At 61.4% G+C, this 26,476-nt stretch carries 18 protein-coding genes and 1 pseudogene; 3 read left to right on the top strand and 16 right to left on the bottom strand.

Going from position 1 to position 26,476, the window contains the following annotated elements; translation table 11 throughout:
* Positions 1-25 precede the first annotated feature (25 nt).
* Complete coding sequence (locus F2P67_RS00095; protein ID WP_166215748.1) at positions 26-184, bottom strand: hypothetical protein; 159 nt, start codon at positions 182-184, stop codon at positions 26-28.
* 217 nt (positions 185-401) lie between these two features.
* Between F2P67_RS00095 and F2P67_RS00090 the strand changes: the two genes are divergently transcribed.
* The 3 genes from F2P67_RS00090 (at position 402) to glgB (ending at position 8,168) form a co-directional block, all read left to right on the top strand.
* Positions 402-2,399 carry an alpha-1,4-glucan--maltose-1-phosphate maltosyltransferase gene (locus F2P67_RS00090; protein ID WP_166215746.1) on the top strand — a complete coding sequence of 666 codons (1,998 nt, stop codon included), beginning with the start codon at positions 402-404 and terminating at the stop codon, positions 2,397-2,399.
* A 193-nt stretch (positions 2,400-2,592) separates the two neighbouring features.
* The gene (treS, locus tag F2P67_RS00085) at positions 2,593-5,934 is read left to right on the top strand and encodes a maltose alpha-D-glucosyltransferase (protein WP_166215744.1); all 3,342 of its coding nucleotides are present in this window, start codon (positions 2,593-2,595) and stop codon (positions 5,932-5,934) included.
* A 2-nt stretch (positions 5,935-5,936) separates the two neighbouring features.
* Entirely contained in the window at positions 5,937-8,168 is a 2,232-nt protein-coding gene (glgB, locus tag F2P67_RS00080; protein ID WP_166215742.1) for a 1,4-alpha-glucan branching protein GlgB, read from the top strand.
* A 141-nt stretch (positions 8,169-8,309) separates the two neighbouring features.
* Here the strand turns inward: glgB and F2P67_RS00075 are convergent, their stop codons facing one another.
* From F2P67_RS00075 to F2P67_RS27680, 15 genes and pseudogenes are all read right to left on the bottom strand, one after another.
* Positions 8,310-9,380, bottom strand: coding sequence for an autotransporter domain-containing protein (locus tag F2P67_RS00075; protein WP_166215739.1), 1,071 nt, complete (start codon positions 9,378-9,380; stop codon positions 8,310-8,312).
* Positions 9,381-9,592: 212 nt separating this feature from the next.
* The gene (locus tag F2P67_RS00070; RefSeq protein ID WP_166215736.1) at positions 9,593-9,763 is read right to left on the bottom strand and encodes a hypothetical protein; all 171 of its coding nucleotides are present in this window, start codon (positions 9,761-9,763) and stop codon (positions 9,593-9,595) included.
* A gap of 19 nt (positions 9,764-9,782) precedes the next feature.
* Entirely contained in the window at positions 9,783-10,565 is a 783-nt protein-coding gene (locus tag F2P67_RS00065) for an endonuclease/exonuclease/phosphatase family protein (protein WP_166215733.1), read from the bottom strand.
* A gap of 164 nt (positions 10,566-10,729) precedes the next feature.
* On the bottom strand, positions 10,730-11,488 hold the full coding sequence (locus F2P67_RS00060) for a PIG-L deacetylase family protein (protein ID WP_166215730.1): 759 nt from the start codon (positions 11,486-11,488) through the stop codon (positions 10,730-10,732).
* 185 nt (positions 11,489-11,673) lie between these two features.
* Positions 11,674-12,333, bottom strand: coding sequence for a glycosyltransferase family 2 protein (locus F2P67_RS00055; protein WP_166215727.1), 660 nt, complete (start codon positions 12,331-12,333; stop codon positions 11,674-11,676).
* Positions 12,330-12,929: an SAM-dependent methyltransferase gene (locus F2P67_RS00050; protein ID WP_166215724.1), complete on the bottom strand. Its 600-nt coding sequence runs from the start codon at positions 12,927-12,929 to the stop codon at positions 12,330-12,332. Before F2P67_RS00050 ends, F2P67_RS00055 begins: the two co-directional genes overlap by 4 nt.
* The gene (locus F2P67_RS00045; RefSeq protein WP_166215721.1) at positions 12,926-13,684 is read right to left on the bottom strand and encodes a PIG-L deacetylase family protein; all 759 of its coding nucleotides are present in this window, start codon (positions 13,682-13,684) and stop codon (positions 12,926-12,928) included. The genes F2P67_RS00050 and F2P67_RS00045 overlap by 4 nt, the downstream gene beginning before the upstream one ends.
* On the bottom strand, positions 13,681-14,679 hold the full coding sequence (locus F2P67_RS00040; RefSeq protein ID WP_166215718.1) for an acyl-CoA dehydrogenase family protein: 999 nt from the start codon (positions 14,677-14,679) through the stop codon (positions 13,681-13,683). The genes F2P67_RS00045 and F2P67_RS00040 overlap by 4 nt, the downstream gene beginning before the upstream one ends.
* A 1-nt stretch (position 14,680) precedes the next feature.
* On the bottom strand, positions 14,681-16,840 hold the full coding sequence (gene glgX / locus F2P67_RS00035) for a glycogen debranching protein GlgX (RefSeq protein WP_166215716.1): 2,160 nt from the start codon (positions 16,838-16,840) through the stop codon (positions 14,681-14,683).
* A gap of 326 nt (positions 16,841-17,166) precedes the next feature.
* On the bottom strand, positions 17,167-17,496 hold the full coding sequence (locus F2P67_RS00030) for a DUF2934 domain-containing protein (RefSeq protein WP_166215713.1): 330 nt from the start codon (positions 17,494-17,496) through the stop codon (positions 17,167-17,169).
* 27 nt (positions 17,497-17,523) lie between these two features.
* The gene (locus F2P67_RS00025) at positions 17,524-20,292 is read right to left on the bottom strand and encodes a malto-oligosyltrehalose synthase (RefSeq protein ID WP_166215710.1); all 2,769 of its coding nucleotides are present in this window, start codon (positions 20,290-20,292) and stop codon (positions 17,524-17,526) included.
* On the bottom strand, positions 20,289-22,367 hold the full coding sequence (gene malQ / locus F2P67_RS00020; RefSeq protein ID WP_166215707.1) for a 4-alpha-glucanotransferase: 2,079 nt from the start codon (positions 22,365-22,367) through the stop codon (positions 20,289-20,291). The genes F2P67_RS00025 and malQ overlap by 4 nt, the downstream gene beginning before the upstream one ends.
* Positions 22,364-24,166, bottom strand: a complete 1,803-nt coding sequence (gene treZ / locus F2P67_RS00015; protein ID WP_166215704.1) for a malto-oligosyltrehalose trehalohydrolase — start codon at positions 24,164-24,166, stop codon at positions 22,364-22,366. Before treZ ends, malQ begins: the two co-directional genes overlap by 4 nt.
* Before the next feature lie 17 nt (positions 24,167-24,183).
* A complete protein-coding gene (gene glgA, locus F2P67_RS00010) occupies positions 24,184-25,770 on the bottom strand; it encodes a glycogen synthase GlgA (protein ID WP_166215701.1) in 1,587 nt (528 codons plus the stop codon).
* 598 nt (positions 25,771-26,368) lie between these two features.
* A pseudogene (locus F2P67_RS27680) lies at positions 26,369-26,476 on the bottom strand (D-2-hydroxyacid dehydrogenase family protein); the annotation flags it as partial.

The following is a 26,476-nucleotide window of genomic DNA, read 5'->3' as shown; positions in this document are numbered from 1 at the left end:
GCGTGGGAACGATCAACAGGGTGAGTTAGACGATCACGGGTGGCATGGTCGTCGGCGGTTCTTGTTTCGGTGGCGGCGTGGTTCCCGGTGGTTCCTGCTCGGGCACCGGCTGCGGCTCGGTCTCGGGAATTGTCGGGTTGTCGATGTTCGGATCGGGCGTTTCAGCCGGGATCGGGATATTCATCTGTAAACCTCCGTGTGGCACATGGCGTGAGAAGTGCTTAAGTGGATTGACCACCTCGTGGCGAATTCGATCCGCTTTTCGTGCCGGGTAATTTGCGCTGAACTTTTCCCCTTGCCGGTGGCTCGGAACCAGAGAGAGTTCATTACGGGGCCGGTGCTTCGTTGTGAACACTGATCCGGCACAAGAGCGTCCTTGGGGCGTTAAGGAGAGATGCTCAATGACTGCTGAAAAACCTTCGGAACAGAGCTACAACCCGCACATGCCGCTGTCGCAGGCACTGCTGCTGCCGCGCATCGTCATCGAAAACACCATGCCGACCCTCGACGGCGGGCAGTTCGCCGTGAAGTCGATTGCCGGCCGCGACGTGGTGGTCACCAGCAAAGTGTTTGCCGACGGTCACGAAAAACTCGCGGTGCGCATCCGTTGGCGCGAGGAAGGCGAAGAGACCTGGCAAAGCGAGGTCATGTCCGATCAGGGCAACAATGGCTGGAAAGGCCAGTTTCGTCCCGAGCACCAAGGCCGTTTTTTGTATTGCATCGAGGCGTGGATCGACCACTTCGCCAGTTTCCAGTACGAACTGGAGAAGAAGCACAACGCTGCCGTTCCGGTGTCCCTTGAGTTGCAGGAAGGCCGGACGATGGTGCAACAGGCTGCTGAGCGCAGCGAGGGGCAACTGAGCGAACAGCTTGCGGCGTTACATCACGAACTGTCCGGGCTGCTCGAAACCGAGCAGGTCGCGTTGTTCCTGCACTCGCACAGTGCGCAGCTGATGGCTGAGGCCGATCATCGCGCCTATTTGAGCGTCAGCGCCGAATTCCCCATGGACGTCGAGCGCGAACTCGCCGAGTTCGCCAGTTGGTACGAACTGTTTCCCCGCTCGATCACCGACGATCCCAGCCGTCATGGCACCTTTAACGACGTGCACTCGCGGCTGCCGATGATTCAGGACATGGGTTTCGACGTGCTGTACTTCACGCCGATCCACCCGATTGGTCGTGCTCACCGCAAGGGTCGCAACAATTCGCTGACCGCCGGCCCGGATGATCCCGGCAGTCCGTATGCAATCGGCAGCGAGGAGGGCGGCCACGAAGCGATCCATTCGCAACTCGGCACCCGCGAAGACTTCCGCCGGCTGGTGGCCGCTGCGGCGGAGCATGGCCTGGAGATCGCCCTCGATTTCGCCATCCAGTGTTCCCAGGATCACCCGTGGCTCAAGCAGCATCCGGGCTGGTTCAACTGGCGCCCGGACGGCACGATCAAATACGCGGAGAACCCACCGAAGAAATATCAGGACATCGTCAACGTCGATTTCTATGCGCCGGAAGCGATCCCGAGTCTGTGGGTCGAGCTGCGCGACATCGTCGTCGGCTGGGTCGAGGAGGGCGTGAAGATCTTTCGCGTCGACAATCCGCATACCAAACCGCTGCCGTTCTGGCAATGGCTGATTGCCGATGTGCGGGCGTTGCACCCCGAGGTGATCTTCCTTGCCGAAGCCTTTACTACGCCGGCGATGATGGCGCGGCTGGGCAAGGTCGGTTACACCCAGAGCTACACCTATTTCACCTGGCGCAACACCAAGGCTGAACTGGCCACTTACTTCACCGAACTGAATGAATCGCCGTGGCGCGAGTGCTACCGGCCGAATTTCTTCGTCAATACGCCGGACATCAACCCGGCCTTTCTGCATGAATCCGGGCGCGCGGGTTTTCTCATCCGTGCGGCGCTGGCGACCATGGGTTCGGGCCTGTGGGGCATGTATTCGGGTTATGAACTGTGCGAAGCGGCGCCGGTGCCGGGCAAGGAGGAATACCTCGATTCGGAGAAGTACGAAATCCGCGTACGCGACTTTACTGCGCCCGGCAACATCATTGCCGAGATCGCCCAGCTCAACCGCATCCGCCGGCAGAACCCGGCGTTGCACACGCATTTGGGTCTGAAGATCTACAACGCCTGGAACGACAACATTCTGTACTTCGGCAAGCGCAGTTTTGACGGCAGCAACTTCATTCTGGTGGCGGTCAGCCTTGATCCGCACAACGTGCAGGAAGCGAATTTCGAACTGCCGCTGTGGGAGATGGGCCTGCCGGACGATGCCACGACCCACGGTGAGGATTTGATGAGCGGGCATCGCTGGGACTGGCACGGCAAGTACCAGTTCATGCGCATCGACCCGGCGTACCAACCGTTCGGGATCTGGCGGATTACTACCACCTAAGCCGATTCACAGTCCCCTGTGGCGAGGGGATTTATCCCCGTTGGGCCGCGAAGCGGCCCCGCTTTTACCAAGACATATCGCGCTGCATGAACTTACGACTGCTGCGCAGCCGAACGGGGACGATTCCCCCGCCACAGGAGTCCTCAGTTCAGAGGCATTTGTGTGGTCTCAGAGTATTCAACAGGAGTTTCACATGGCGAAGAAACCCAAGTCAGCCACCTTCATCAAAGACCCGCTCTGGTACAAGGACGCGGTGATTTATCAGGTTCACGTCAAATCGTTTTTCGACTCCAACAATGACGGGATCGGCGACTTTCCCGGCCTGATCGCCAAACTCGATTACATCGCCGAACTCGGCGTCAACACTATCTGGCTGTTGCCGTTCTACCCCTCGCCCCGTCGCGACGACGGCTACGACATCGCCGAATACCGGGGCGTGCACAGCGATTACGGGACCATGGCCGACGCCAAGCGCTTTATCGCCGAGGCACACAAACGCGGTTTGCGAGTGATCACCGAACTGGTCATCAACCACACCTCCGACCAGCACCCGTGGTTCCAGCGCGCACGCAAAGCCAAACCCGGCTCGGCGGCGCGCGACTTTTACGTGTGGTCGGATGACGACCAGAAATACGACGGCACGCGGATCATTTTTCTCGACACCGAAAAGTCCAACTGGACCTGGGACCCGGTCGCCGGCCAATACTTCTGGCACCGCTTCTATTCGCACCAGCCGGATCTGAACTTCGACAACCCGCAAGTGATGAAAGCGGTGCTTTCGGTCATGCGTTACTGGCTGGACATGGGCATCGACGGCTTGCGTCTGGACGCGATTCCTTACCTGATCGAACGCGACGGCACCAACAACGAAAACCTGCCGGAGACCCACGACGTCCTCAAGCAGATTCGTGCCGAGATCGACGCCAATTACCCCGACCGCATGTTGCTGGCCGAGGCCAACCAATGGCCGGAAGACACGCAGCTGTATTTCGGCGACACCGACGCGGCGGGCTTGAATGGCGACGAGTGCCACATGGCGTTCCACTTCCCGTTGATGCCGCGCATGTACATGGCGCTGGCCCAGGAAGATCGCTTCCCGATCACCGATATTTTGCGTCAGACCCCGGAAATTCCCGCCAATTGCCAGTGGGCAATCTTCCTGCGCAACCACGATGAACTGACGCTGGAAATGGTCACCGACAAGGAGCGCGATTACCTGTGGAATTACTACGCCGCTGACCGCCGTGCGCGGATCAACCTCGGCATTCGTCGGCGTCTGGCGCCGTTGATGGAACGCGACCGTCGTCGCGTCGAACTGCTCAACAGCCTGTTGCTGTCGATGCCGGGCACGCCGACGTTGTATTACGGCGACGAAATCGGCATGGGCGACAACATCTACCTGGGCGACCGCGACGGCGTGCGTACGCCGATGCAGTGGTCGATTGACCGTAACGGCGGCTTCTCCCGCGCCGATCCGGCCAGTCTGGTGCTGCCGCCGATCATGGACCCGCAATACGGTTATCTGTCGGTCAACGTCGAAACCCAGGCCGGCGACCCGCATTCGCTGCTTAACTGGACCCGGCGCATGCTCGCCGTGCGTAAACAATCCAAGGCGTTTGGTCGCGGCACGCTGAAAATGCTCTCGCCGAGCAACCGGCGGATACTGGCCTACACCCGCGAATTCACCGATGCCGATGGCAAGCACGAAATCATTCTGTGCGTGGCCAACGTCTCACGCAGTGCGCAAGCGGCGGAGCTGGATCTGTCGGCCTACGTCGGCATGGTGCCGGTGGAGATGCTCGGTGGTAACGCGTTCCCGCCGATTGGCCAGTTGAATTTTCTCCTGACTCTGGCACCGTACGGCTTCTATTGGTTTGCCCTCGCCAGCGAAAACCAGATGCCGAGCTGGCACGTGGAACCGGCGCAGAGCCTGCCGGACTTCACCACGCTGGTGCTGAAAAAACGCATGGAAGAACTGCTCGAAGCGCCGTCCCGCGCCACGCTGGAGCAGAGCATTCTGCCGAGCTGGCTGCAAAACCGTCGCTGGTTCGCCGGCAAGGATGCGGCCATCGATAAGGTCAATCTGGCGTACGGCGTGCGCTTCGGCGACGCCCAGCACCCAGTGCTGCTCAGTGAAATCGAAGTCACCAGCGGCGGCCAGACCAGCCGTTATCAGTTGCCGTTCGGCTTTATTTCCGAAGATCAGGTCGGCCCGGCATTACCGCAGCAACTGGCGCTGGCCCGCGTGCGGCGGGTGCGTCAGGTCGGTTTGATCACCGATGCGTTCAGCCTCGAAGCGTTTATTCGTGCCGTTCTGCAAGGCATGCAGAACCACACGGTGCTGGAATCGGCCGAGGGCGAGATTCGTTTTGCACCGACCGCGCAACTGGACAAACTCGGCCTGGGCGCCGACTCGGAAGTGCGTTACCTGTCCGCCGAGCAATCGAACAGTTCGGTGGTGATCGGCAACAGTCTGGTGCTCAAGCTGATCCGCAAAGTCGCCTCTGGTGTCCACCCGGAACTGGAAATGAGCGCCTACCTGACCGAAGCCGGATACGCCAACATTTCGCCGTTGCTAGGGTCGGTCATTCGCCGCGACGCCAAGGGCGAAGACAATCTCTTGATGATCGCCCAAGGCTATCTGAGCAATCAGGGCGACGCCTGGGAGTGGACGCAGAACAACCTCGAACGGGCGTTGCGCGACGAACTGGCGGACGCCATGTCCGAACAGGAACAGCATTACAACGCACTGGGTGAGTTGAAGGATTTTGCCGGCATGCTCGGCCAACGTCTGGGCGAAATGCACCAAGTGCTCGCAGCGCCGACCGAGAATGCCGACTTCGCACCGCAAGTCAGTACGGCCAAGGATGCACAGGTCACCGGCAAGGACGTTTCCGCTCAGGTCGAACACGCGCTGAAACTGCTCAAGCAGCATCAGGGCGAACTCAACGCGGCGGATCAGAAACTGGTCAAACGCCTGCTCGACGAGAAGAAAACCATCCTCGCCCATGTGCAGGATCTGGCGAAGAAATCCGTTGGTGGCTTGCAAATCCGCGTACACGGTGACTTACACCTAGGCCAGGTACTGGTGATCAAGGGAGACGCTTATCTGATCGATTTTGAGGGAGAACCGGCGCGGCCATTGAGCGAACGGCGCGGCAAACACAGCCCGTACAAAGATGTCAGCGGCGTGCTGCGTTCTTTCGATTACGCAGCGGCGATGACGATCAACGTGCACAACGTCGATCACAGTGCCGAGTCCGAAGGGGCACGCCAACGTGTCGCCGAACGTTATCTGCGTGAGGCACGCGAGGTATTTGTTCAGGCATATCGCCGAGCGGCAGCTAGTCTTGATCATGCTTGGCAAGATCCTGAAGGTGCCGACGCCGCGCTGGCGTTGTTCGGCCTGGAGAAGGCGGCCTATGAAGTGGCCTATGAAGCCGAAAATCGCCCGACGTGGCTGCCCGTGCCGTTGCACGGTTTGTATGGGTTATTGACAGGGCTTAAACCCTTTTCCGATCTTGGTGGAGAGTAGTCATGAGTTTCTCGAACAAGGAACAGGGTCAGGTCAAAGAGGCATTGTTGCCGGCGGCGAAGGACATCGACGCGCTGGTACGTGCTGAACATCACGATCCGTTTTCCATTCTTGGCCCGCACGGCGATGGCGCTGGCGGGCAGTTTATCCGTGCCTATTTGCCCGGTGCCTTGAGCGTTGTCGTGCTGGACAAAGACAGTGGTGAAGAGCGCGGCCCGCTCGAACAGACCGAAACCCCGGGGCTGTTTGTCGGCCATTTCGATCATGCGCGGCCGTATCTGTTGCGCACGCGCTGGGCCGGCGGCGAGCAGGTCGCGGAGGATCCTTATAGCTTCGGTCAGTTGCTCGGTGAAATGGATTTGTACCTGTTCGCCGAGGGTAATCACCGTGATCTGAGCGCGTGCCTTGGCGCGCAGCTGATGACCGTCGAGGGCGTTGATGGCGTACGGTTTGCGGTGTGGGCGCCGAATGCCCGGCGTGTCTCCGTGGTCGGAGATTTCAACGTCTGGGACGGTCGTCGCCATCCGATGCGCCTGCGTCATCCTTCCGGGGTCTGGGAATTGTTTATCCCGCGCCTGCAAGCGGGGGAGTTGTACAAATACGAAATTCTTGGCGCCCACGGGATTCTGCCGCTCAAGGCTGACCCGATGGCGCTGGCCACCAGCCTGCCGCCGGACACCGCGTCGAAAGTCGCCGCGCCGCTGCAGGTTGACTGGCAGGATCAGGACTGGATGAGCGGCCGCCGCGAACGGCAGAAGCATTCGGCGCCGCTGTCGATCTACGAGCTGCACGCCGGTTCCTGGCAGTGCGAGCTGGATGATCTCGGCGAAGTGGCCCGTCAGTACACCTGGCCGGAACTGGCCGAACGCCTGATTCCGTACGTGAAGGAACTGGGCTTCACCCACATCGAACTGATGCCGATCATGGAGCACCCGTTCGGTGGTTCCTGGGGTTATCAGTTGCTCTCGCAATTCGCCCCGAGTGCGCGTTACGGTACGCCGGAACAGTTCGGTGACTTCGTCAACGCCTGCCACAAAGCCGATATCGGCGTGATCCTCGACTGGGTGCCGGCGCATTTTCCGACCGACACCCACGGTCTGGCGCAATTCGACGGCACCGCGCTGTACGAATACGGCAACCCGCTGGAAGGCTTTCATCAGGATTGGGACACGCTGATCTACAACCTCGGTCGCACCGAAGTGCACGGTTACATGCTGGCGTCGGCGTTGCACTGGTTGAAGCATTTCCACATTGACGGTTTGCGCGTCGATGCGGTGGCTTCGATGCTTTATCGCGACTATTCGCGCAAGGCCGGCGAGTGGGTGCCGAACCGCCATGGTGGTCGCGAGAATCTGGAAGCCATCGACTTCCTCCGCCACTTGAACGATGTGGTCGAGCTGGAGGCGCCCGGTGCGCTGGTAATCGCCGAGGAGTCCACTGCGTGGCCCGGCGTCAGCCAGAGCACGCAGCAGGGCGGTCTCGGTTTCGCCTACAAGTGGAACATGGGCTGGATGCACGATTCGCTGCACTACATTCAGCAGGATCCGGTGTACCGCGCACATCACCATAGCGAGTTGAGTTTTGGCCTGGTCTACGCCTGGTCAGAGCGATTCATCCTGCCGATCTCCCATGACGAAGTGGTGCACGGCAAGCACTCGCTGATCGACAAGATGCCCGGCGACCGCTGGCAGAAATTCGCCAACCTGCGCGCCTACCTGAGTTTCATGTGGACGCATCCGGGCAAGAAGCTGTTGTTCATGGGCTGCGAGTTTGGCCAGTGGCGCGAGTGGAATCACGATCAGCAGCTCGATTGGTATCTGCTGCAGTATTCGGAACACAAAGGCGTGCAGAAACTGGTCGGCGACCTGAATCGGCTGTACCGGGAATTGCCGGCCCTGCACGATCAGGACGATGCACCGCAAGGCTTCCAGTGGCTGATCGGCGACGATGCGATCAACAGCGTTTACGCGTGGCTGCGCTGGAGCAAGGACGGTGAACCGGTGCTGGTGGTGGCCAACTTCACGCCGGTGCCGCGTCAGTCGTATCGGGTCGGCGTGCCGTTCGCCGGGCGCTGGAGCGAGTTGCTCAACAGCGACGCCGACACCTATGCCGGCTCCAACTATGGCAACGGTGGCGGGGCGTTTACCGAGGAAGTACCGAGCCATGGCCAGGCGTTGTCGCTGGAACTGAATCTGCCGCCGCTGGCGGTGTTGATCCTTAAGCCCGGGGGCTGATCCGAGACCGCGTCGCTGCCTTCGCGAGCAAGCCCGCTCCCACAATGGATCGCATTCATCCAGTGAGAACTTGAGTGCGATTCCCTGTGGGAGCGGGCTTGCTCGCGAAGGCGCCGGTTCAGGCGCCGCAAGACATTGCCCTCACCACCTCATTCGCACACCCAGGCTACCGATCAGCCCGTTCAAATCATTGTCATCGACATCGCTGCTGTAATCGGCGCTGACATACAGGCTCACCGCCGGCGTCACCCGCGCCACCAGTCCCAGGCCCAACTCCACCGTTGATGATTTGCGGCTGCTGCTGATCTTGTCGACTTGATCCAGCGTCACCGTATTGCCGGTATACACCGTGTGCCAAAGGTTGGTGCGCACGTAGGGTTCGACCGGCAGACCATTCAAGTCATAACTGCCTTTCAACCGAGCCCCGACCCGACCGCTCCACGCAGTCAGATCGGTCGAGGATGCGTTGCCCGAACCGGCGTAAGGCGTATCCAGGGTGATGCGCTGATTGATCAATTGCGCCTGCGGTTCGACCACCCAGTTTTCGCCCAGACCAATCGGGTAACCGCCCTCGACCGAGAAGGTCATCGCGCTGCCTTCGGTGGCTTGCCGCGCGCCTTGTTCGTTACGACTGAAGCCGCTGACCCGGCCGCCACTGGCCGACAAATCGACGTGCCAGCCCTGCGCACCGGACAGACTGTAATAGGCACCGAGGCTCTGGCCTTGCAGGTTGAGGGTGTCGGTGGTCGGGTCTTCGATGGCGCGGCTCGTGATCAGGCCGTTGCCGTTGGCTTGAATCTGGTTGAGGCCGCCGATCAGGCCGAAGGTCTGGACATGACCGCTGCCGCTTTGCAGGGTGAGCACCGCCGGGCCTTTGAATTCGCCGCTGCCGGGGGGCATCAGTCCTGAGGACTGCACATCGGTTTGTGCCTGGCGGGCACTGCGGCCGTAAAGCTGATCCCACGCGGCAGGAGCGAGGTCTTCGGTGATCAACCGGGTGCCTTGCAGATCCGCTCTCGGGCTGAAGCGTTGCGATTCGGGGGTGACGACCGTGGCCGGCAGCGTCAGCACCGGCACGTCGTCGCGATACCACGAAGTCGTTTCATCCGCCGCAGGACCGGCCTGTGCCTCCATGGACGAGCAGAGCAAGATAGAGCTCGAAACCGTGCAGAACGTAACTTTGATCTCTTGTGAGGTGAGTGAAGTTTTCATGGAGGTCTACCTTGCAATCGCATGCGCTATCTCGATTTGGCGTCTCTCCTACCCCGAACGAGGGGCGACCGAATGGAGCGGGGCGAACCGTGGCCGCCCGATGTCGCCGGGGGTCTTGAGGCTCGCCCCGAATAGATATTTCCGGGGGTAGTAAGGTAGAGATAAGAAGACCAGCGGCCCTGCGTCAAGAAATTGGACGATGAGTGGTAAGGTCAAAACAGCTGCTGCAAGCGTTTGTTTTTCTGCACATATCTAAGTTCTTGTTTGTAGGCGTAATCGCGACCAAAGCAGCGGCGCAGAGGCATCAGGCAGGCGACAACCGGTGTGCTGCCTGACAGGGGCCACTCAATCGTCAAGCCTGCCGCCGCGTGGTTGGCTGTCATTAGTGCGCCTTAGTCCTGGCTATAAATGCACTTCGACAGCCAGCGGCAGGTGATCCGAAAGATGCGTCCATGGCTTGTTGCCGAGAATCTGAGGGTCGTGGCTGCTGGCGTTGCGCAGGTAGATACGGTCCAGACGCAACAACGGAAAACGCGCGGGATAGGTCTTGGCCGGCCGGCCGTGGTGGCGTTCGAAGGCTTCGTGCAAATAGTCGCGGCGGGCGAGGGCAGCATTGCCTTGCAACTGCCAGTCGTTGAAATCCCCGGCGATGATGACCGGCGCATCCTCGGGCAGCGACTCAAGTAATTGACAGAGCAATTGCAGCTGCAACTGGCGATGACTTTCCAGCAGGCTCAAGTGAACACAGATCGCGTGCACCTCGGCGTGCCCCGGCACGTCCAGCACGCAGTGCAGCAGGCCGCGACGTTCGGGGCCGGTGATCGAGACGTCGAGGTTGCGGTATTCGCGGATCGGGTATTTCGACAGCAGTGCGTTGCCGTGATGGCCGTCGGGGTACACCGCATTGCGCCCGTAGGCGAAGTCGCTCCACATGCTGTCGGCGAGAAATTCGTATTGTGAGGTTTGCGGCCATTCGTTGTAGCGGCTGGAATGGCGTTCGTGTTCACCCACCACTTCCTGCAAAAACACCAGGTCGGCCGAGGTACTGCGCACCGCTTCCCGCAGCTCCGGCAGGATGAAGCGCCGATTGAGCGCGGTGAAACCCTTGTGTGTGTTGACCGTCAGCACCCGCAGGCGATGAATCACTGGCGCGTCGACGACATGACGCTTGGGATCGCTGGACACATTCACTCCTCTGAATCCGGTCTGCCTGTTCATGCGACTGATTCAGAGGGCTGGCAGTTCCTTCCGGATTACTGACTGCAACCTGTGGCAAGGGGGCTTGGATAATTTGTTCCGGTTCAGTAAGTGCACCTGTGGCGAGGTGATGAATCCCCTCGCCACAGGGGTCAGACGAAGACTATTTCGTAGGGCAGCCGCATGCGCTCCAGCAGCACCCGCGGCAGCATCGGCGCGATGCCGAGGGCCGGTTCGCCCTTGAGCTGGCTGGCGTAGGCGTGGGTTGCATGGCTTTTGCGGGCGACGGTCCAGGTGTCGAGGCGCAACTTGCGCGCCCGTTCCCAGGGGATCTGTTGTTGCTCGCGCTCCGGCCAGTGCCAGGCCCAGACCGGCACGTCGTGGAAGGTGGCACCGGCCAGGTCGGCGGCTCTGGCGCCGGCACGGCCGACGGTTTCATGGTCATCGTTGCCGTCGCCGCGCCAAGTGCTGAACACCACATCACCGGGCCGCAGGTAGCGGCTGATGAACTGGGTCAGCTGCGCTTCTTGATCGAGCAGCGCGTTATCGGTGAAGCCGCCTCGCACCCATTTCAGACTGTGCATCGGCAGGCCGAGGCGGCGCAGGGCTTCGACGCTTTCCTGCGGGCGGAACACGCTCAGGCGTTTTTCCGACCACTGCTGCGAGCCGGGATGGCTCGCGCTGCCGTCGGTAATCGAGAGTAATTGCAGGGGATGGCCGAGGCTGGCCAGTAACTGCAGCAGTCCCCCGCAAGTGACGACTTCATCGCCCGGATGTGGCGCGATCACCACGGCGCGGGCGCCGGGGGGCACGAGGCTGCGGGTGTTGATGACGGGAATATTGTCGAGTTGCGCAGCGCTGTTCCAGATCTGCGCCGGCAAGCTGCTTTCGCTCAGGGATAACGGTTTCATCAGTGCGACGTCCTTGTTATGTATCGCCCTCAATCGTGCAGGGAACCGTCAAATGGCGGCCTGCTTGATCCGTGAAGGCTGGTGGGAGAGTCATGCAGCGCTCCGAACCCTGGATTGCCGCGTTGCAGAGTATTGCTCATGTGAGGCCATTCGTCGCGTCGCACAACAAACTGATACGGTTTTTTTTACTCCAACTGTGCTGTTTTTCGCAAATAGTCAGCGAAACCGCCGCGTGCGCGACCGTCCAGACGCGCGCTGGTGTGCACCTGTGGACGGTGGCTCCAGGCAATATTGGCGCCGGACAATTCCAGTTGCCGCACCAGTTGCACGTCTTCATTACAGGCCAAAGGCTTGAAACCGCCAGCCCAGCGGTAGGCGTCGGCGCTGACACCGAGGTTGGCGCCGTGGATGTGTCGATGGCCGTCGCAGGCGCGGTAATGGCTGTGGTAGCGAATCTGCGCCGCTTCATCGAACGACTCGTGCCAGTGCTCGACGGTCACCGTGCCGCACACTGCATCGGCGCCCAGCCCCAGTTGCGCCACCAGCCAGTCATCGGCCACGCGGCTGTCGGCGTCCGAGCAGGAGATCCAGCGCGCACCACGCTCCAGCAGAATCCGCGCCCCGGCCGCGCGCGCCTCACCGACATTGCGCGCATTGATGTTCAGACTTAACACTGGATATCCGCCGACGATCTGCGCCGAACGGTCGGTGCAGCTGTCGAGCACCACCAGCACTTCGACCCGTTCACCGGCGAGCAAACCGTGTTTGCTGGCGCGCATTGCTGCGCTGAGGCACTCGTCGAGCAAGTCCTCCTCGTTGTGCGCGGGGATCAGGATGCCGATCATCGCAAACCCTCCAGTGCCGCCACGGAGCGCGGTTCGCGGCTCCATACTTCCAGCAGAAAGTCTGATTCCTGATGCAGGGCGACACGCGGCAGGTGCAACTGCTCGTGGATCAAGTCATGCACCTGACGTGCGTTCAATGGGCATTCGTCGATGGGCGGGCGCCAGTGGCAGGCAAGCAACTGGCCATCGGCGGTGAGTGAGTCGGCGATGCGGGCGATCACTTCCGTCAGATCCTGGCTATCGAGGTAGTAGCCGATTTCGCTAAATACAATCAGGTCGAATTTTTCCTCCGGCCAGTCATCGGGCAAGCGACTTTGGCGGACTTCGGCGTGATCAAACAGGCTCAACCGGGTACGCGCCAAAGCCACCGCGGCGCTGGAGGTGTCGCAGCACAGCAAGCGGTCGCAGCGCAGCGCCAGCTCGGCGCTCAGTTCGGCGTTGGCGCAGCCCGGTTCAAAGATTGCCCGGTAATGCGGGCGCGGCAGAGCGGCGAGGGTGATCGCGCGTTTGCGCTGTTCGTACCAGCGCTCACGGAACGCCCAAGGGTCGTCGTTGCCGGCGTACAAGCCGTCGAAATAGCGATCATCCACGCTCATAAAAACACCACTTCAAAGGTCTGCAGCAAACGGTCCAACACATACGGCGCAAGCACCGGGCCGAGCCCGGCCTCGGGGTCGCCCTCCAGTTGACTGGCAAACGCGTACACGGCGTGGCGTTTGCGCGCGACCTGTTGCGGCGACAGAAGAATCTTGCGCGCGCGCTGCCACGGCACGAAGGCGTCTTCCGGCGTCGCCCAGTGCCACGTCCAGACCGGAACTTCGTGACAGGTCGCCCCGACCCGCCGCGCCGCTTCGGTACTGGCGCGGCCGACGGCTTCGTGGTCGCAATGACCGTCCTCGGCCCACGTGGTGAAGACCACGTCGGTGGGACGCAAGTGGCGTTGAATGAATTGGCACAGTGCCGCTTCCCGGGCGGCAACCTGAGAGTCGTCGAAACCACCGCGCAGCCATTTCAGTCGATGCATCGGCAGACCGAGCCGGCGCAACGCTTCGGCGGATTCCTGCGGGCGAATCACACTCAGGCGTTCTACTGGCCAGCGTGCGGAACCGGGATGGCTGGCGCTGCCGTCGGTGACCGAAATCAGTTGCAACGGTCGGCCCGCCGCCGCAAGCAATTGCAGGAGGCCGCCGCACCCGAGCACTTCATCGTCGGGGTGCGGCGCGACAATGACTGCACGGGCGCCGGGTGGCACCAGGCTGAGAATGTCGATGCTCGCGAGTTCAGCCAGATGCTGCGAACTCTGCCACTGATGCAGCGATGTGCCCTGGCCGACAATCGGGTTGGTTTTCATAGGTTCCAGACCTTTTCGGATTGGCCGGCAATCAATTGGCCGAGGGCCGCGAGGTCACGCTCGGCGTGGCTTTGGCGCAGAAACACGGGCAAATCGGCGATCAGTCGGGCGAAGTGGCGATCCTTGCAGAACGGCCCGGCGCCAAGGGCTCGGCCGACTTCACGCATGACCTGTTCGGCAGTCTGTTCGACCACGGCGCGGGCGCGACGGGCGAGCAGTTCGGCGTTGGCCGCGGGGTGCGCGTCGATGTGCAGCGCGCTGAAACGCAGGACATCGGCTGCGCTTTGCAATGCGCTGTCCACCGCGCCGAGGTGGGCGAGAGCGTGAGGTTCCTCGCGTTGCGCGCAGTGCAGGCGCAGCGCTTGGCCAATCTGCCGGGCAGCGCCGTACCAGCAGGCGGCGATGCCGATTCCGCCTTGCCAGAAGCCCGGGCGTTGCAGGTAATCGCCGGGGTTGCCGATGGCCTGCGCTTCGGCGCCTTCAAACAGCACTTCGACGCTGCCGGTGGCGGCCATGCCCACGGCTTGCCAGCCTTGCCCGGTAATGTTCACCCCGGGCTGATCGAGTGCGACGGCGACCAGTTGTTGCTGATCGTCGGCGTCCCACGCGGTCAGTAGTGCGTGGCTGAGCACGCTGGCGCCGGAACACCAGGCCTTGCGCCCGTTCAATTGCACCAGATGCCCCGCCGGACTCACCTGCACTCGCGCTTGCGGCGGCTCGGCGGCCCACATGCCCCACGTGCTGCCGGGTGTCGGCGAGCCACCCAATTGCTCGATAATCGCCAAGGCGTCGGTGTGACCCTCGTAGAGTTTGCACAAGCCCAGATCGTGCGCGCCGACAGTGGCCAGTGACTGAAAACGTGCCAGCGTGTCGCCGCTGCCCGGCATCGGCAACCGATCGAGTCCGGCCTCGACCAGTGCCCGCAGGCAGTGGCCAAGGGCGGTGGTATCGGCATAGTCGGGAGGTCGACGCGCCAGATAGTTTTGCAGGTCCATATCAGTCTTCTTCTTCACGTTGCAGCTCGAACAGCAGCAACGAGCGTCCGGTCACCGAATATTCATGGCCGAAGTCGAAGCGTTCCTGGCCGCGAATCGACGGCTGATTGGTGTCGACCATGCACGTCCAGAAACTGCCTTCGGGCACTTCCGGCAAAGTGAAGTTGACGATGTCGTGGTGGGCGTTGACCACCAGCAGCAGCGTCGCGTCTGCACCTTTGCGGCGAATCCCGGTTTCCTGCGCGCGACCATCGAGCAGCATGCCCAGGCAACGGTTGTGCGCGTCATGCCAATGCTCGGTGGTCATCTCGGTGGCGTCGGGTGCAAGCCAGGTCACGTCCTTGACGCCGATGTCCTCGTTGTACTCGCCGACCAGAAAACGCCCGCGACGCAGGATCGGGTAGGCCAGACGCAACTTGATCAGACGTTTGACGAATTTCAGCAGCGCTTTGCCGTCCTCGCTCAGGTCCCAGTTGACCCAGCCGATTTCGCTGTCCTGGCAATACGCGTTGTTGTTGCCGTCCTGCGTACGGGCGAATTCGTCGCCAGCGACGATCATCGGCGTGCCTTGCGCGAGCAGCAGAGTGGCGAAGAAGTTGCGCATCTGCCGGTGACGCAGGGCGTTGATTTCAGGATCGTCGGTCGGTCCTTCGACGCCGTGGTTCCACGACAGGTTGTTGTTGCTGCCGTCCTGATTGTTCTCGTCGTTGGCCTCGTTGTGCTTGTCGTTGTAGGACACCAGATCGTTGAGGGTGAAACCGTCGTGGGCGGTGATGAAGTTCACCGACGAATACGGCCGCCGCCCGCGCTGGTTGAACATCTCGCCAGACGCGGTCATGCGGCTGGCGAAGTCGGCGACCTGTCCGTCATCGCCTTTCCAGAAGGCGCGCACGGTGTCGCGGAACTTGTCGTTCCACTCGACCCAGCCCGGTGGAAAATTGCCCACCTGATAGCCACCGGGGCCGCAGTCCCACGGCTCGGCGATCATTTTTACCTGGCGCAGCACCGGGTCCTGACGGCAGGCGACGAGGAAGCTGTGACGCTCGTCGAAGCCGTCGTGATAACGGCCAAGAATGGTCGCCAGATCGAAGCGGAAACCGTCGACATGCATTTCACTGGCCCAGTAACGCAGGGAATCAGTGACCATTTGCAGCACGCACGGGTGGCTCAGGTCGAGGGTGTTGCCGGTGCCGGAATCGTTGATGTAGAAGCGCTTGTCGTCCGGCATCAACCGGTAGTACGAGGCGTTGTCGATGCCGCGCATCGACAGGGTCGGGCCTTGTTCGTTGCCCTCGGCGGTGTGGTTGTAGACCACGTCGAGGATCACTTCCAGATTGGCTTCGTGCAGGTGCGCAACCATCTCCTTGAACTCGGCGATCTTGCCGCTGGCGAGGTAACGCGGATCCGGGGCGAAGAACGCGATGCTGTTGTAGCCCCAGTAGTTGGTCATGCCTTTGTGCAGCAAATGCTGGTCATTGACGAAAGCATGGATCGGCAGCAACTCGACCGTGGACACGCCAAGCTTGCGGATGTGTTCGAGCACATCATCGACCATCAGCCCGGCAAAGGTCCCGCGTACGTTCTCCGGCACCGATGGGTGACGCATGCTGATGCCGCGTACGTGGGTTTCATAAATGATTGTCTTGTCCCACGGCACGCTGACGCGGTGGTCGTTGCCCCAGGTGTGCGCCGGGTCGATGACTTTGCACTTGGGCACAAAAGGCGCGCTGTCGCGTTCGTCGAAACTGAGGTCGGCGTCGGGATGGCCGATGGTGTAGCCGAACAGCGCTTCCGACCATTTCAGTTCACCCACGAGTTGTTTGGCGTACGGGTCGATGAGCAATTTGTTGTGGTTGAAGCGATGACCGTTGGCCGGGTCGTACGCGCCATAAACCCGATAGCCGTAGATCAGCCCCGGGTGCGCGTCGGGCAAGTAGCCGTGGTAGATCTCGTCGGTGTATTCCGGCAGTTCGATGCGTTCCAGCTCGACTTCGCCGGCATCGTCGAAGATGCACAGTTCGACTTTAGTGGCGTTGGCGGAAAACAACGCAAAATTCACCCCCAGACCATCCCAGGTCGCACCGAGCGGGAAGGGCAGGCCTTCACGGATTCTCGAAGGTTCGGCATGCGAGGCGGGCTCGGCTTTTTTTGGACTGGTCATGATTGCTCCTGCAAATACGGGGGTAGTTCAATCGGCACCTGACCCAGTGGGAGGGGCTTTTGTGGTGAGGGGATTTATCCCCGTTGGGTTGCGAAGCAGCCCCAAATGCTGCATTTGCGGAGTGACAGGCACACCGCGTGCAGTGGTTTTGCGACTGCTTCGCAGCCGAACGGGGCGGTGCGACGTTTCGCTAAATCCCCTCGCCACAGAAATTCCATCACCACAGAAGCCAGTTTCCACAAGGATTTGTGTTTTTGAGGGCGAACGCGCCCTCGGTGGCGAGCAAACCCGCCACACGGTTGTTCAGTTCAATAAAACGGTTAGCGTCAGATCGCCGAAGGCTTGCGCGGCGCTCGAGGCTTTTTCTCGGTCGGTTTTTCACCCGGCGGGATCACTTTGGCGGCGCTGGCAGGTTTGGCTTTGGCCGCTGGTTTGGGCTTTGCCGCAGCACCTTTGCCATCGAGCGCTTTGTCAGTGGCGGTCTTGCCCGCGGTTTTGCTGCCCGCTGCTTTCGGCGATTTCTTCGGTGCCAAAGCTTCGGCGTCGGCCAGTTTGCGCGCCATCTCCCAGTGGCGTGATTCCTGTCCCTCGGGTTTGCCTTCCGATTCCCAGATTTGATAGGCGAATTCGCGGATGCGTTTATCGTCGGTGCTCATCGCAATGCTCCTGAACTGAACTGATGCTTACGTTAAGTGTTGGATAAAGAGATTGACCGGGACATCCCCCAGCGCGTCGCTGATATTCAGCTCCCTGTTTTTTGTGACTGCGCTGCTTGAAAAAAGTCCCTTCAGGTTTGTGTCAGAGGCGGCGAACGGTAAAACCACTCGCGTATCGCCCCAACGCAGCGCATCCACCTGAGGCCTGGCACTGTTTTCCAGCAGGGTGGCGCAACGGATCGGCACGATCACGATGGCCTGCTTGCCCTCGTGCTCACGGGCAAACGCGAGCACGTTGTGCGCCTGACTGCCGAGCACTTCGAGGGCCTGATACGCGCCACGCCGAAACAGCTCGGCATGCTCGGCGCGCAGGTTCAGCACCTGAGCGATCAACGCTTGCTTGATGCGCCCGTCACGCCAGTTCGCCAGCAGTTCCTGCGCCGGCACGGATGCTTGCAAGGCCTGCTCGCGAGCGGCGTAATCCACCGGCCGGCGGTTGTCCGGATCGACCAGACTGAAATCCCAGTACTCATTGCCCTGATACAGATCCGGCACCCCCGGCACGGTCATGCGCAGCAAGGTTTGCGCCAAGCCATTCAGGGCGCCGCCGGCGGCAATGCTGTTGACGGTCTTGCTCAGCGCGGCGCGCAGCAGTTCGCCTTCCTCGCCGGTCAGCAGTTTTTGCGTGAACGCCTGCGTGGCATTTTCGTAAGCCTCGTTCGGTGCACTCCAACTGCTTTGCAGCTTGGCTTCGCGCAGGGCTTTCTGCTGCCACTGCCAGATGCGCCCGGCGTAATCGCTGAAACCGGCGTGATCGTCGTCGCGCAAGTCCAGCGGCCAACTGCCAAGCAGAGCCTGATACAGAATCAGCTCGTCGCCGGTCGACGGCATCTGCTCGTCACTGCGCACAGGTCGGGCGAGGGCACGCCACAACTCGATCTGCTCGGCGTACCAGTGGCTGCGTTCGCTGAGGACGGCCAGGCGTGCACGGGTGTCTTCGCCACGTTTGTGGTCGTGGGTGGCGGTGGCCAGCAAGTTGTCGGGAAACGCCTCGAGGCGTTGCTGATTGATCGCGTGGAAATCGCTCACCGGCGCGCTGAATTGCTCAGTGTTGTAGCCCACGTCATTGCGCGAGAGCAGCACGGCCGAGCGATACAGCGCGGTGTCTTCCACGGCTTTGGCGGCCGCCGGGGAGGTCAGTTGCTGGAAGCGCACGCACGCATGTTTGAGGATTTTTCGCGAGCGGCCACGGGGCTTGTGTCGCCACGGCGTGCCACCCAGCCAGGCCGCCAGACAGTCGAGCACCGGCCAGTCGCCTTCGCCCAGCGTCTGTCGCGCACCGTCCATGGCCTGCTGGAAAAACGCTTCGTCCTGCGCCGAGCGGCCCATGGCGCTGATGTAAGTGCGGTACACCGGGAAATGCACGATCAACGCCTGCAACGCCCGGCGGATTGCGCCGAGGGTCAGGTCACGGGTCATCAGGTCATCGCGCGCCACTTGCAGCAACGCCTGCGCGACGCTTTCGCAGTCGCTGGCCAGCGAGCCGTTGAGGATCTGCTGACGCGCCAGTTGCGCTTCTTCAATGAATGCAGCGGGGCGTTCGGTGCGCCGTTGCCACAGGTCACCGAGGACGTATTCGCCGTCCGGATCGTGTTGCAGCAGCGACAGTTGATTCATGAACTCGTAACCGGTGGTGCCGTCCACGGCCCAGTCGCGGCGCGGGGTTTCACCGGCGCCGAGAATCTTCTCGATGTAGATCGGCAGGTGCCGCCCTGGCGCCAGCAGGTCAACACGCCGACGCAATTTGCGGCAATACCCGCGCGGATCGGCGAGGCCGTCGATGTGGTCGATGCGCAAGCCGTCGACCAGGCCTTCGGCAATCAACTGGAAGATTTTGCCGTGGGTCGCTTCGAACACCGCCGGGCGCTCAACGCGCAGACCGCCCAGTTCATTGATGTCGAAGAAGCGCCGCCAATTGATGTCATCGGCAGCGGTGCGCCAACTGGCGAGGCGATAGCTTTGCCGCTCCAGCAACTGATGCAGATTTTGCAAGCCTTGCTCGGTCGTCGAGTCGTAGGCTGCGAGGTTGCGCTGGATGGCATCGAGCAGTGGCGCCTCGCTTGCCAGTTGCCGAAGTTCCTCTTTCAACGGAGCGGCCAGCGAATACGCGTCGCTCTGGTAGCTGAGGGCCGCGAAGCGATCGGCCAGTGGCTTCAGCGCATCGACGCCTTTGAGCAATTCGCCGTAATCGTTCGGGCAGATCGGAAAGTGATGGTCGTAGTGCTCGACATAAAAGCTGCCGCGCTGCGCATTGAACAGCAGTTTCAGCGTGCCTTCCTGCAACGCCACGCCATAATCACTGCCGAGGAACGGCAGCAACAACTGGCCTTCCATCAACGGATCCGGTGAATGCCACTGAATGTCAAAGAACTCACCGTAGGGACTCAAACGACCCCATTCCAGCAGGTCGAGCCACCACGGATTGTCGCTGCCACCGACCGCCATGTGGTTGGAGACGATGTCGAGAATCAGGCCCATGTCGTGGTCGCGCAAGGTGCTGACCAGGCGTCGCAGTGCCGGTTCGCCGCCCAGTTCCGGGTTGACTTGCGTCGGGTCGACCACGTCGTAGCCGTGCATCGAGCCGGCGCGCGCCGCGAGCAGCGGCGAAGCGTAAATATGGCTGATGCCGAGGCGGGCAAAGTAGGGCACCAGCGGCACCGCTTGTTCGAGGGTGAAACCCTTGTGAAATTGCAGGCGCAGGGTGGCGCGCAGTGGCCGGATCAACGATTGATTCATTGGTCACGCTCGGCAGCCTGCAGGCGCGCGCACGCCAGTAATTCGAGACGACGCGCGGCATCGGCGCCGTCGAGCAGCGCTTCACTGCTGCCGGGTAAACGCCGCGACCAGTTCGGGTGCGTGTCGATGGTGCCCGGCAGATTAGCCTGCTCGTCGATGCCCAGCGCATCCTCCAGCGGCAACAACACCAATGGCGCGCGGGTGTGGCCGAGGAATCGCACACTGGCGTCCACTACTTGATCGGCCTCGTGGGACTCTTCGCGAAAGTTCTGTGGATCCTGACTCAAGGCGCCGCGCAGGCCTTCGCGTTCACGCTGGCGGTAGCGCCGCCATTCGATTTCGCCGTTGGCATCGACAAAGCCCAGCCGCGAATTCCAGTCGATGTCGCGGCCATGCCACCAGCCGTTGAGCGTCGGCAGGTCGTGGGTGCTGGTGGTGGCGAGCGCGTTGTCCGGCCAGTCGAGAATCGGTTTGAAATGGGTGTTGTTTTGCTCGAACAGGAGCACACGCATGCCGAGGATCGAGCGGGCAATGAGTTTTTCCTGTAAGCCGTCGGGCACGGTGCCGAGGTCTTCGCCGAGGACAATGGCCTGATGACGGTGGGATTCCAGGGTCAGCAAACGCAACAGGTCATCGACCGGGTAATACAGATACGCGCCATCGGCCGGCACCGCGCCGTTGGGTATCACCCACAAGCGCTGCAGGCCCATGACGTGATCGATGCGCAGCCCGCCAGCATGAGCGAAGTTAGCGCGCAGCATGTCGATGAACGCACGGAAGCCATTGCGGATCAGGCCTTCTGGGGAAAACGCCGAAATGCCCCAACCCTGACCGGAGCGGTTGAGGATGTCCGGCGGTGCGCCGACGGTGAGCGAAGCAAGCAATTCATCCTGAAAACTCCAGGCCTGACTGCCGGCACCGTCTGCGCCGACGGCCAGGTCGGCGATCAGGCCCACGCCCATGCCGGCACTGCGCGCCGCCGCTTGTGCGCGCTCCAGGCAACGGTGAATCAGCCACTGGCAGAAAGCGAAGTAACCGATGCGCTCGGCGTATTCTTCGGCGAACGCTTCGAGTGCCGCGCCGCGTGGATCGTGCCAGTGCTCGGGCCATTGCCGCCAGTCGAGGCTTTCGCCACGGGCGGCGCGCATCTCTTGAATGGCTTCGAAGCGGCAATGGTTTTCCAGCGCTTCGCCGCCACTATGACGATAACTGGCGAAGTCCGGGTGCAACGGGTGATCGCCAGCAATAAAGCCTTCATACAAGGCTTGCAGGAGTTTTTGCTTGGCGTCGGCGGCGCTCGGCCAGTCGATCAGTTTCAAGTCTTCCAGTTGCGCAAATTGCTCGGCCAGACCTGCTGCGTCGATGGCATCGCGCAAGGCCCGTTCGCCAAGAATCGCCCCCGGTGCGGCGTACAGTGAATTAAGGAACAAACGACTGGACGGCGAATAAGGGCTGTAGCGGCCAGTGTCGGCGCTGAACATCGCGTGCAGCGGACTGATCGCCAGGGCATCGGCGCCGCGCTCACCGGCCACGCGGGCCAGTTCTTCCAGCGCCTGGGTGTCGCCAAAGCCGCCGTCACCGGCGCGCCGCAACGAATACAGTTGCACGCTCAAACCCCAGGCGCGGGGGATCGGGTTGTCCACGGCATCGCCGACGCTGAAGCAGCGCTCTGGCGCCACGGCCAGGGTGAAATACTGATCGGCGATGTGCACTTGCTGATACCCGACCGGAATGACCCCCGGCAATACCGCCTCGGCATCCAGTTTCAGGTTCAGCCGCGAGCCGTCCTCGAGATGAATTTCACACGGGGTTTGCGGCTCGAAATAACGCGCCAGATCGACACCGACGCCGACGTCACTGGTCAGCAGCGGCGGCAGGTGGCGGTCTTGCTGGACTTGTTGCAGTTCAAGCAGGCTGGCGTCGATTTCCTGCGCCGTGCTGGCAGGATGGCCGAGGCCGATCAGGACATTGCGCAACACCGCCGGGGCGACTTTTTGCGGGCGGCCATTGGCGTCGATCCAGTCAACGGCGAGGCCGGCTCTGCTTGCGAGAATTTCCAGTTGCGCATCGCTCATAGGCGCTCTCCATCCAGAGGTTGCAAAGGGGTTGCGGCCGTGAGGCTGACAAGCGCGCAATACGCGGGCAGTTCGCCCGATTCCGACAGGTCGGCGGTAGGTGGATGCTGAAACAGCCACACGGCCTCGGTCTGTGGAGGGTTGACCACCGGCGTGTCGCTGAGGTTCAGGTCAATTCGCAGCTCACTGCCATTGCCCAAACGCCAGCGTGCGCTGACCGCGCCATGACCGAGCATATGCGCGCCGAGCGCTTGAGTGCCGGACAGGTGGGGGATGATGTATTGATGGCGAAATTGCAGCAGCTTTTGGTACAGCGCGAGGGTTTCCTCCTGTTTTGCGCTGCCATTACCGATCAGCCTTGGCTGTGAGGCGTGGAAGGTTTTTTCGGCATTCGGATCAGGAATCTGCTCGCGCTTTTGCGGATCGGTGAAAGCGCTGAATGCTGCGAATTCATTGCGTCGCCCCTCGCGCACCAATTCGGCCAGTTCACCGTGGTGATGGGTGAAAAACAGGAACGGCTGTTCGGCGGCGAATTCGTCGCCCATGAACATCAGCGGAATCATCGGTGACAGCAGTAACAACACGGTCGCTGCCTGCACGGCACGCGGATCGGCCAGATGATGCAGACGTTCGCCGAACGCGCGGTTGCCGATCTGATCGTGGTTTTGTAGAAACAGCACGAACGCCGTGGACGGCAAGTGTTCGCTGGGCTCGCCGCGTGGTTCACCGTGGCGGGTGATGTGGCCCTGAAACACAAACCCCTGACTCAGGCAGCGCACCAGTTGTTCGGTGGGTTGTGCGGCGTAGTCGGCGTAATAGGCATCGGTTTCGCCGGTGAGCAAGACGTGCAGGGCGTTATGGCCGTCGTCGTTCCACTGCGCGTCGTAGTCGTATTCCAGCAGGCTCGACTGGTTGAGTTCGTTTTCCACGGTCAGCCAGACATGCCGAGTCGGGTCAATCTGCGCGCGGATGCGTTGGGCCATCGCCGTGAGGAAATCCGGGTCTTCGATGGCATGCACCGCGTCGAGGCGCAGACCGTCGAAGCGGTATTCGAGCAACCACATCAGTGCGTTTTCAATAAAGAACTCGCGCACTTCATCCCGGCGAAAGTCGATCGCTGCCCCCCACGGCGTGTGTTTGTCTTCGCGGAAAAAGCCTTTGGCGTAGCAATGCAGGTAATTGCCATCGGGACCGAAGTGGTTGTAGACGACATCGAGAATCACCGCCAGGCCGTGGCCGTGGGCGCTGTCGATCAGATGTTTGAGTTGTTCGGGTGTGCCGTATGAAGCCTGCGGCGCGTACGGCAGAACACCGTCGTAACCCCAATTACGCTCGCCGGGAAACTGCGCCAGCGGCATCAATTCGATGGCGGTAATGCCCAAACCTGCGAGGCGCGCCAGGTGCTGTTCGACTTCAGCGAAGCCGCCCAGCGCACCGACGTGCAACTCGTAGATGACCGCTTCGCTCCACGGGCGACCTTGCCAGGCACTGTGTCGCCATTGATAGGCCAGCGGATCGACCACCACGCTGTGGCGGTCGAGGCCGCCATCCTGCGCGCGGGAGGCCGGGTCGGGCACCTCCAGTTCGCCGTCGATGTTGTAGCGGTATCGCGTGCCCGCGTTGCAGCGGGCCTTGATCACAAACCAGCCGTCTGCCTGCGGCAGCATCGGCAGCGACTGGCCGTCTTCCAGTTCTACGCTTACGTAAAACGCATCCGGTGCCCACAGCGCAAATTGTGTATGTTCGGCGTCCAGCATGATCGCGCCGTGGGGCCAGTTTTCGTGGGTCCGTAACGGCATCGTTGAAAACTCCCTGATTATTTGTGGTGGGCTTTTCCCAGTGCTTTGGCCACCAGTTGTTCGTACAGCTCCGCGTACGGTTCGACCGCTTTGCACCAGTTGAACGGCGCGGCCATTGCCCGGCACCGCATGGCGTTCAACAGTTCAGGGTAGGCGAAAACCTTGAACGCACGGCTCAAGGCTTCGCGGTAACTGTCGGCGGTGGACTCATTGAAGAGGAACCCGGTGACACCGTTTTCGATGGTGTCGGCCAGTCCGCCGGTATTGCGCGCCACCGGCAGCGAGCCGAAACGCTGGGCATACATCTGGCTCAAACCGCACGGTTCGTAACGCGAAGGCATCAGCAGGAAATCACTGCCGGCGAACATGCGTCGGGCGTCGGTTTCGTTGAAGCCGATACGCACGCCGATCTGCCCCGGGAAGCGCAGCGCCAGTTCCCGCATGGCTTGCTCTTCTTCCGGCTCGCCACGGCCGATGATTGCGATCTGGCCGCCGTTCTGCACGATGTACTCGGACACCGCTTCGGTCAGGTCGAGGCCTTTCTGATAAACCAGTCGCGAAACCACGGCAAACAGCGGGCCTTCAGAGTCGTTCAAGCCGAACAGCTCACGTACGTGGGCGGCATTGACGGCTTTGCCTTCCCAGTCACCGATATGGAACGGTGCGAACAGGTGCGGATCAGTCGCCGCGTCCCAGCTCTCGTCAATGCCATTGGGGATGCCGCTGAGCAAACCTTGCTGGGTCTTGGCGGCGAGAAAACCGTCGAGACCGCAGCCGAAATCCGGGGTGGTGATTTCCTGCGCATACGTCGCGCTGACTGTAGTGATGTGGCTCGAATAGGCCATGCCGGCCTTGAGGAACGACATCTTGCCGTAGAACTCCATGCCTTCCTGTTGCAGGGCATGGGTGGGGATGCCTAATTCCGGGCAGGAGCCGAGGCTGGTCACGCCCTGATAGGCGAGGTTGTGAATGGTGAACAGGGTCGGCGTACGCTGCCCGCGCCAGTGCATATAAGCAGGGGCCAGGCCGGCGGGCCAATCGTGGGCGTGCACCAGATCCGGGCACCAGTGAATTTGTGCGAGGTTGGCGGCGATGTCGGCAGCGGCCAGACCCAGGCGGGCGAAGCGAATATGGTTGTCCGGCCAGTCACGACCGTTGTTGGCGCCGTAGGGCGAGCCTTCGCGTTCGTAGAGTTCGGGGCAGATCAGCACGTAAATCACCAGCCCGTCGGGCATGTCCATGCGCCCGATCTTGCACGGCGGCAGCGCGGCATGGCCACCGAGTTCGCCGATGATGTGGATCGGATTTTCGCTGTGCATCACTTGCGGGTAACCGGGGATCAACACCCGTACATCGTGCAGATGCGCCATGGCCCGGGGCAGGGCGGCAGATACGTCGCCCAGACCGCCGGTCTTCACCAGATCGGCGATTTCCGAGGTTACGAACAACACTTTCTTCTTGTTCGGGTTCTGACTCACGACCGGAGTCATCGTCCGGGTGCCGGTGACGTTGATCGTTCGGCTGCCGGGAACGCTGACGGTGCTCGTTTCGCCGACCGACTGGTGAGCACGCTCTCCCTGAATATCCAATGCCGCACTGATCATATGAATCTCCCGTGTTGTTGATCTGATTCTTGTCTCAAAACAAGTGGCCAAGTCCTGTGGCCGGGCGCAAACGCGCCACGCACCGGAGAGCAAACGCTACCCGACACGCGCAAGCAGAATGGGTGGTGAGGCCATTGCAAGGATTGCACCAGTCGCTTTGGCCCTGCCTTTCAGATGACCCGCCACGCGAAGCAAAAGTTTCGAATCTTTTTCCGCAATGTGACTAGCCGGTTTCGCCCCGAAAAATCAGTCTAGGCCAGATCCTAGAGCGGGCCAGAGCAAATGGGTAAATTGTTCGACAATCGGTTTGCCGCTTACGGCAAGCGGGGTGCGCGAAGGGAATTGCACCGACGAAGTGCAGGTTTTTTTGCGGGTGAGGGCTAAAACGGTGACTGGGCGGTCACGATTTTGTGCTAGTGGGGGAGGGCGGGTGCACTGTTGTGGTGCGGGCAGTTTGTTGAATGATTGGCAGGAAGCGGCGCATTGCGGGGATTGTTTGCGTGGGGGCAGGTTTTGGGGCTGCTTCGCAGCCCAACGGGGATAAATCCCCTCGCCACAGGGGTATGCGTGGTGGGGGAGATTTGTGGGGGCATGTCTTTCAGTTCAGTAAGCGCATGGGTTTTCCCGCCGACCAGTGCTGGATGTCCTCGATCATTTGCGAGAAGAACTGCTCGTAGTTTTGTCGACTGACATACCCCACGCTCGG

The sequence above is a fragment of the Pseudomonas atagonensis genome, assembly GCF_011369485.1.
Classification (GTDB): Bacteria; Pseudomonadota; Gammaproteobacteria; order Pseudomonadales; family Pseudomonadaceae; genus Aquipseudomonas; species Aquipseudomonas atagonensis.
The sequence above is the reverse complement of the archived record's forward strand: the minus strand, read 5'-3'. Positions and strand labels throughout refer to the sequence as shown.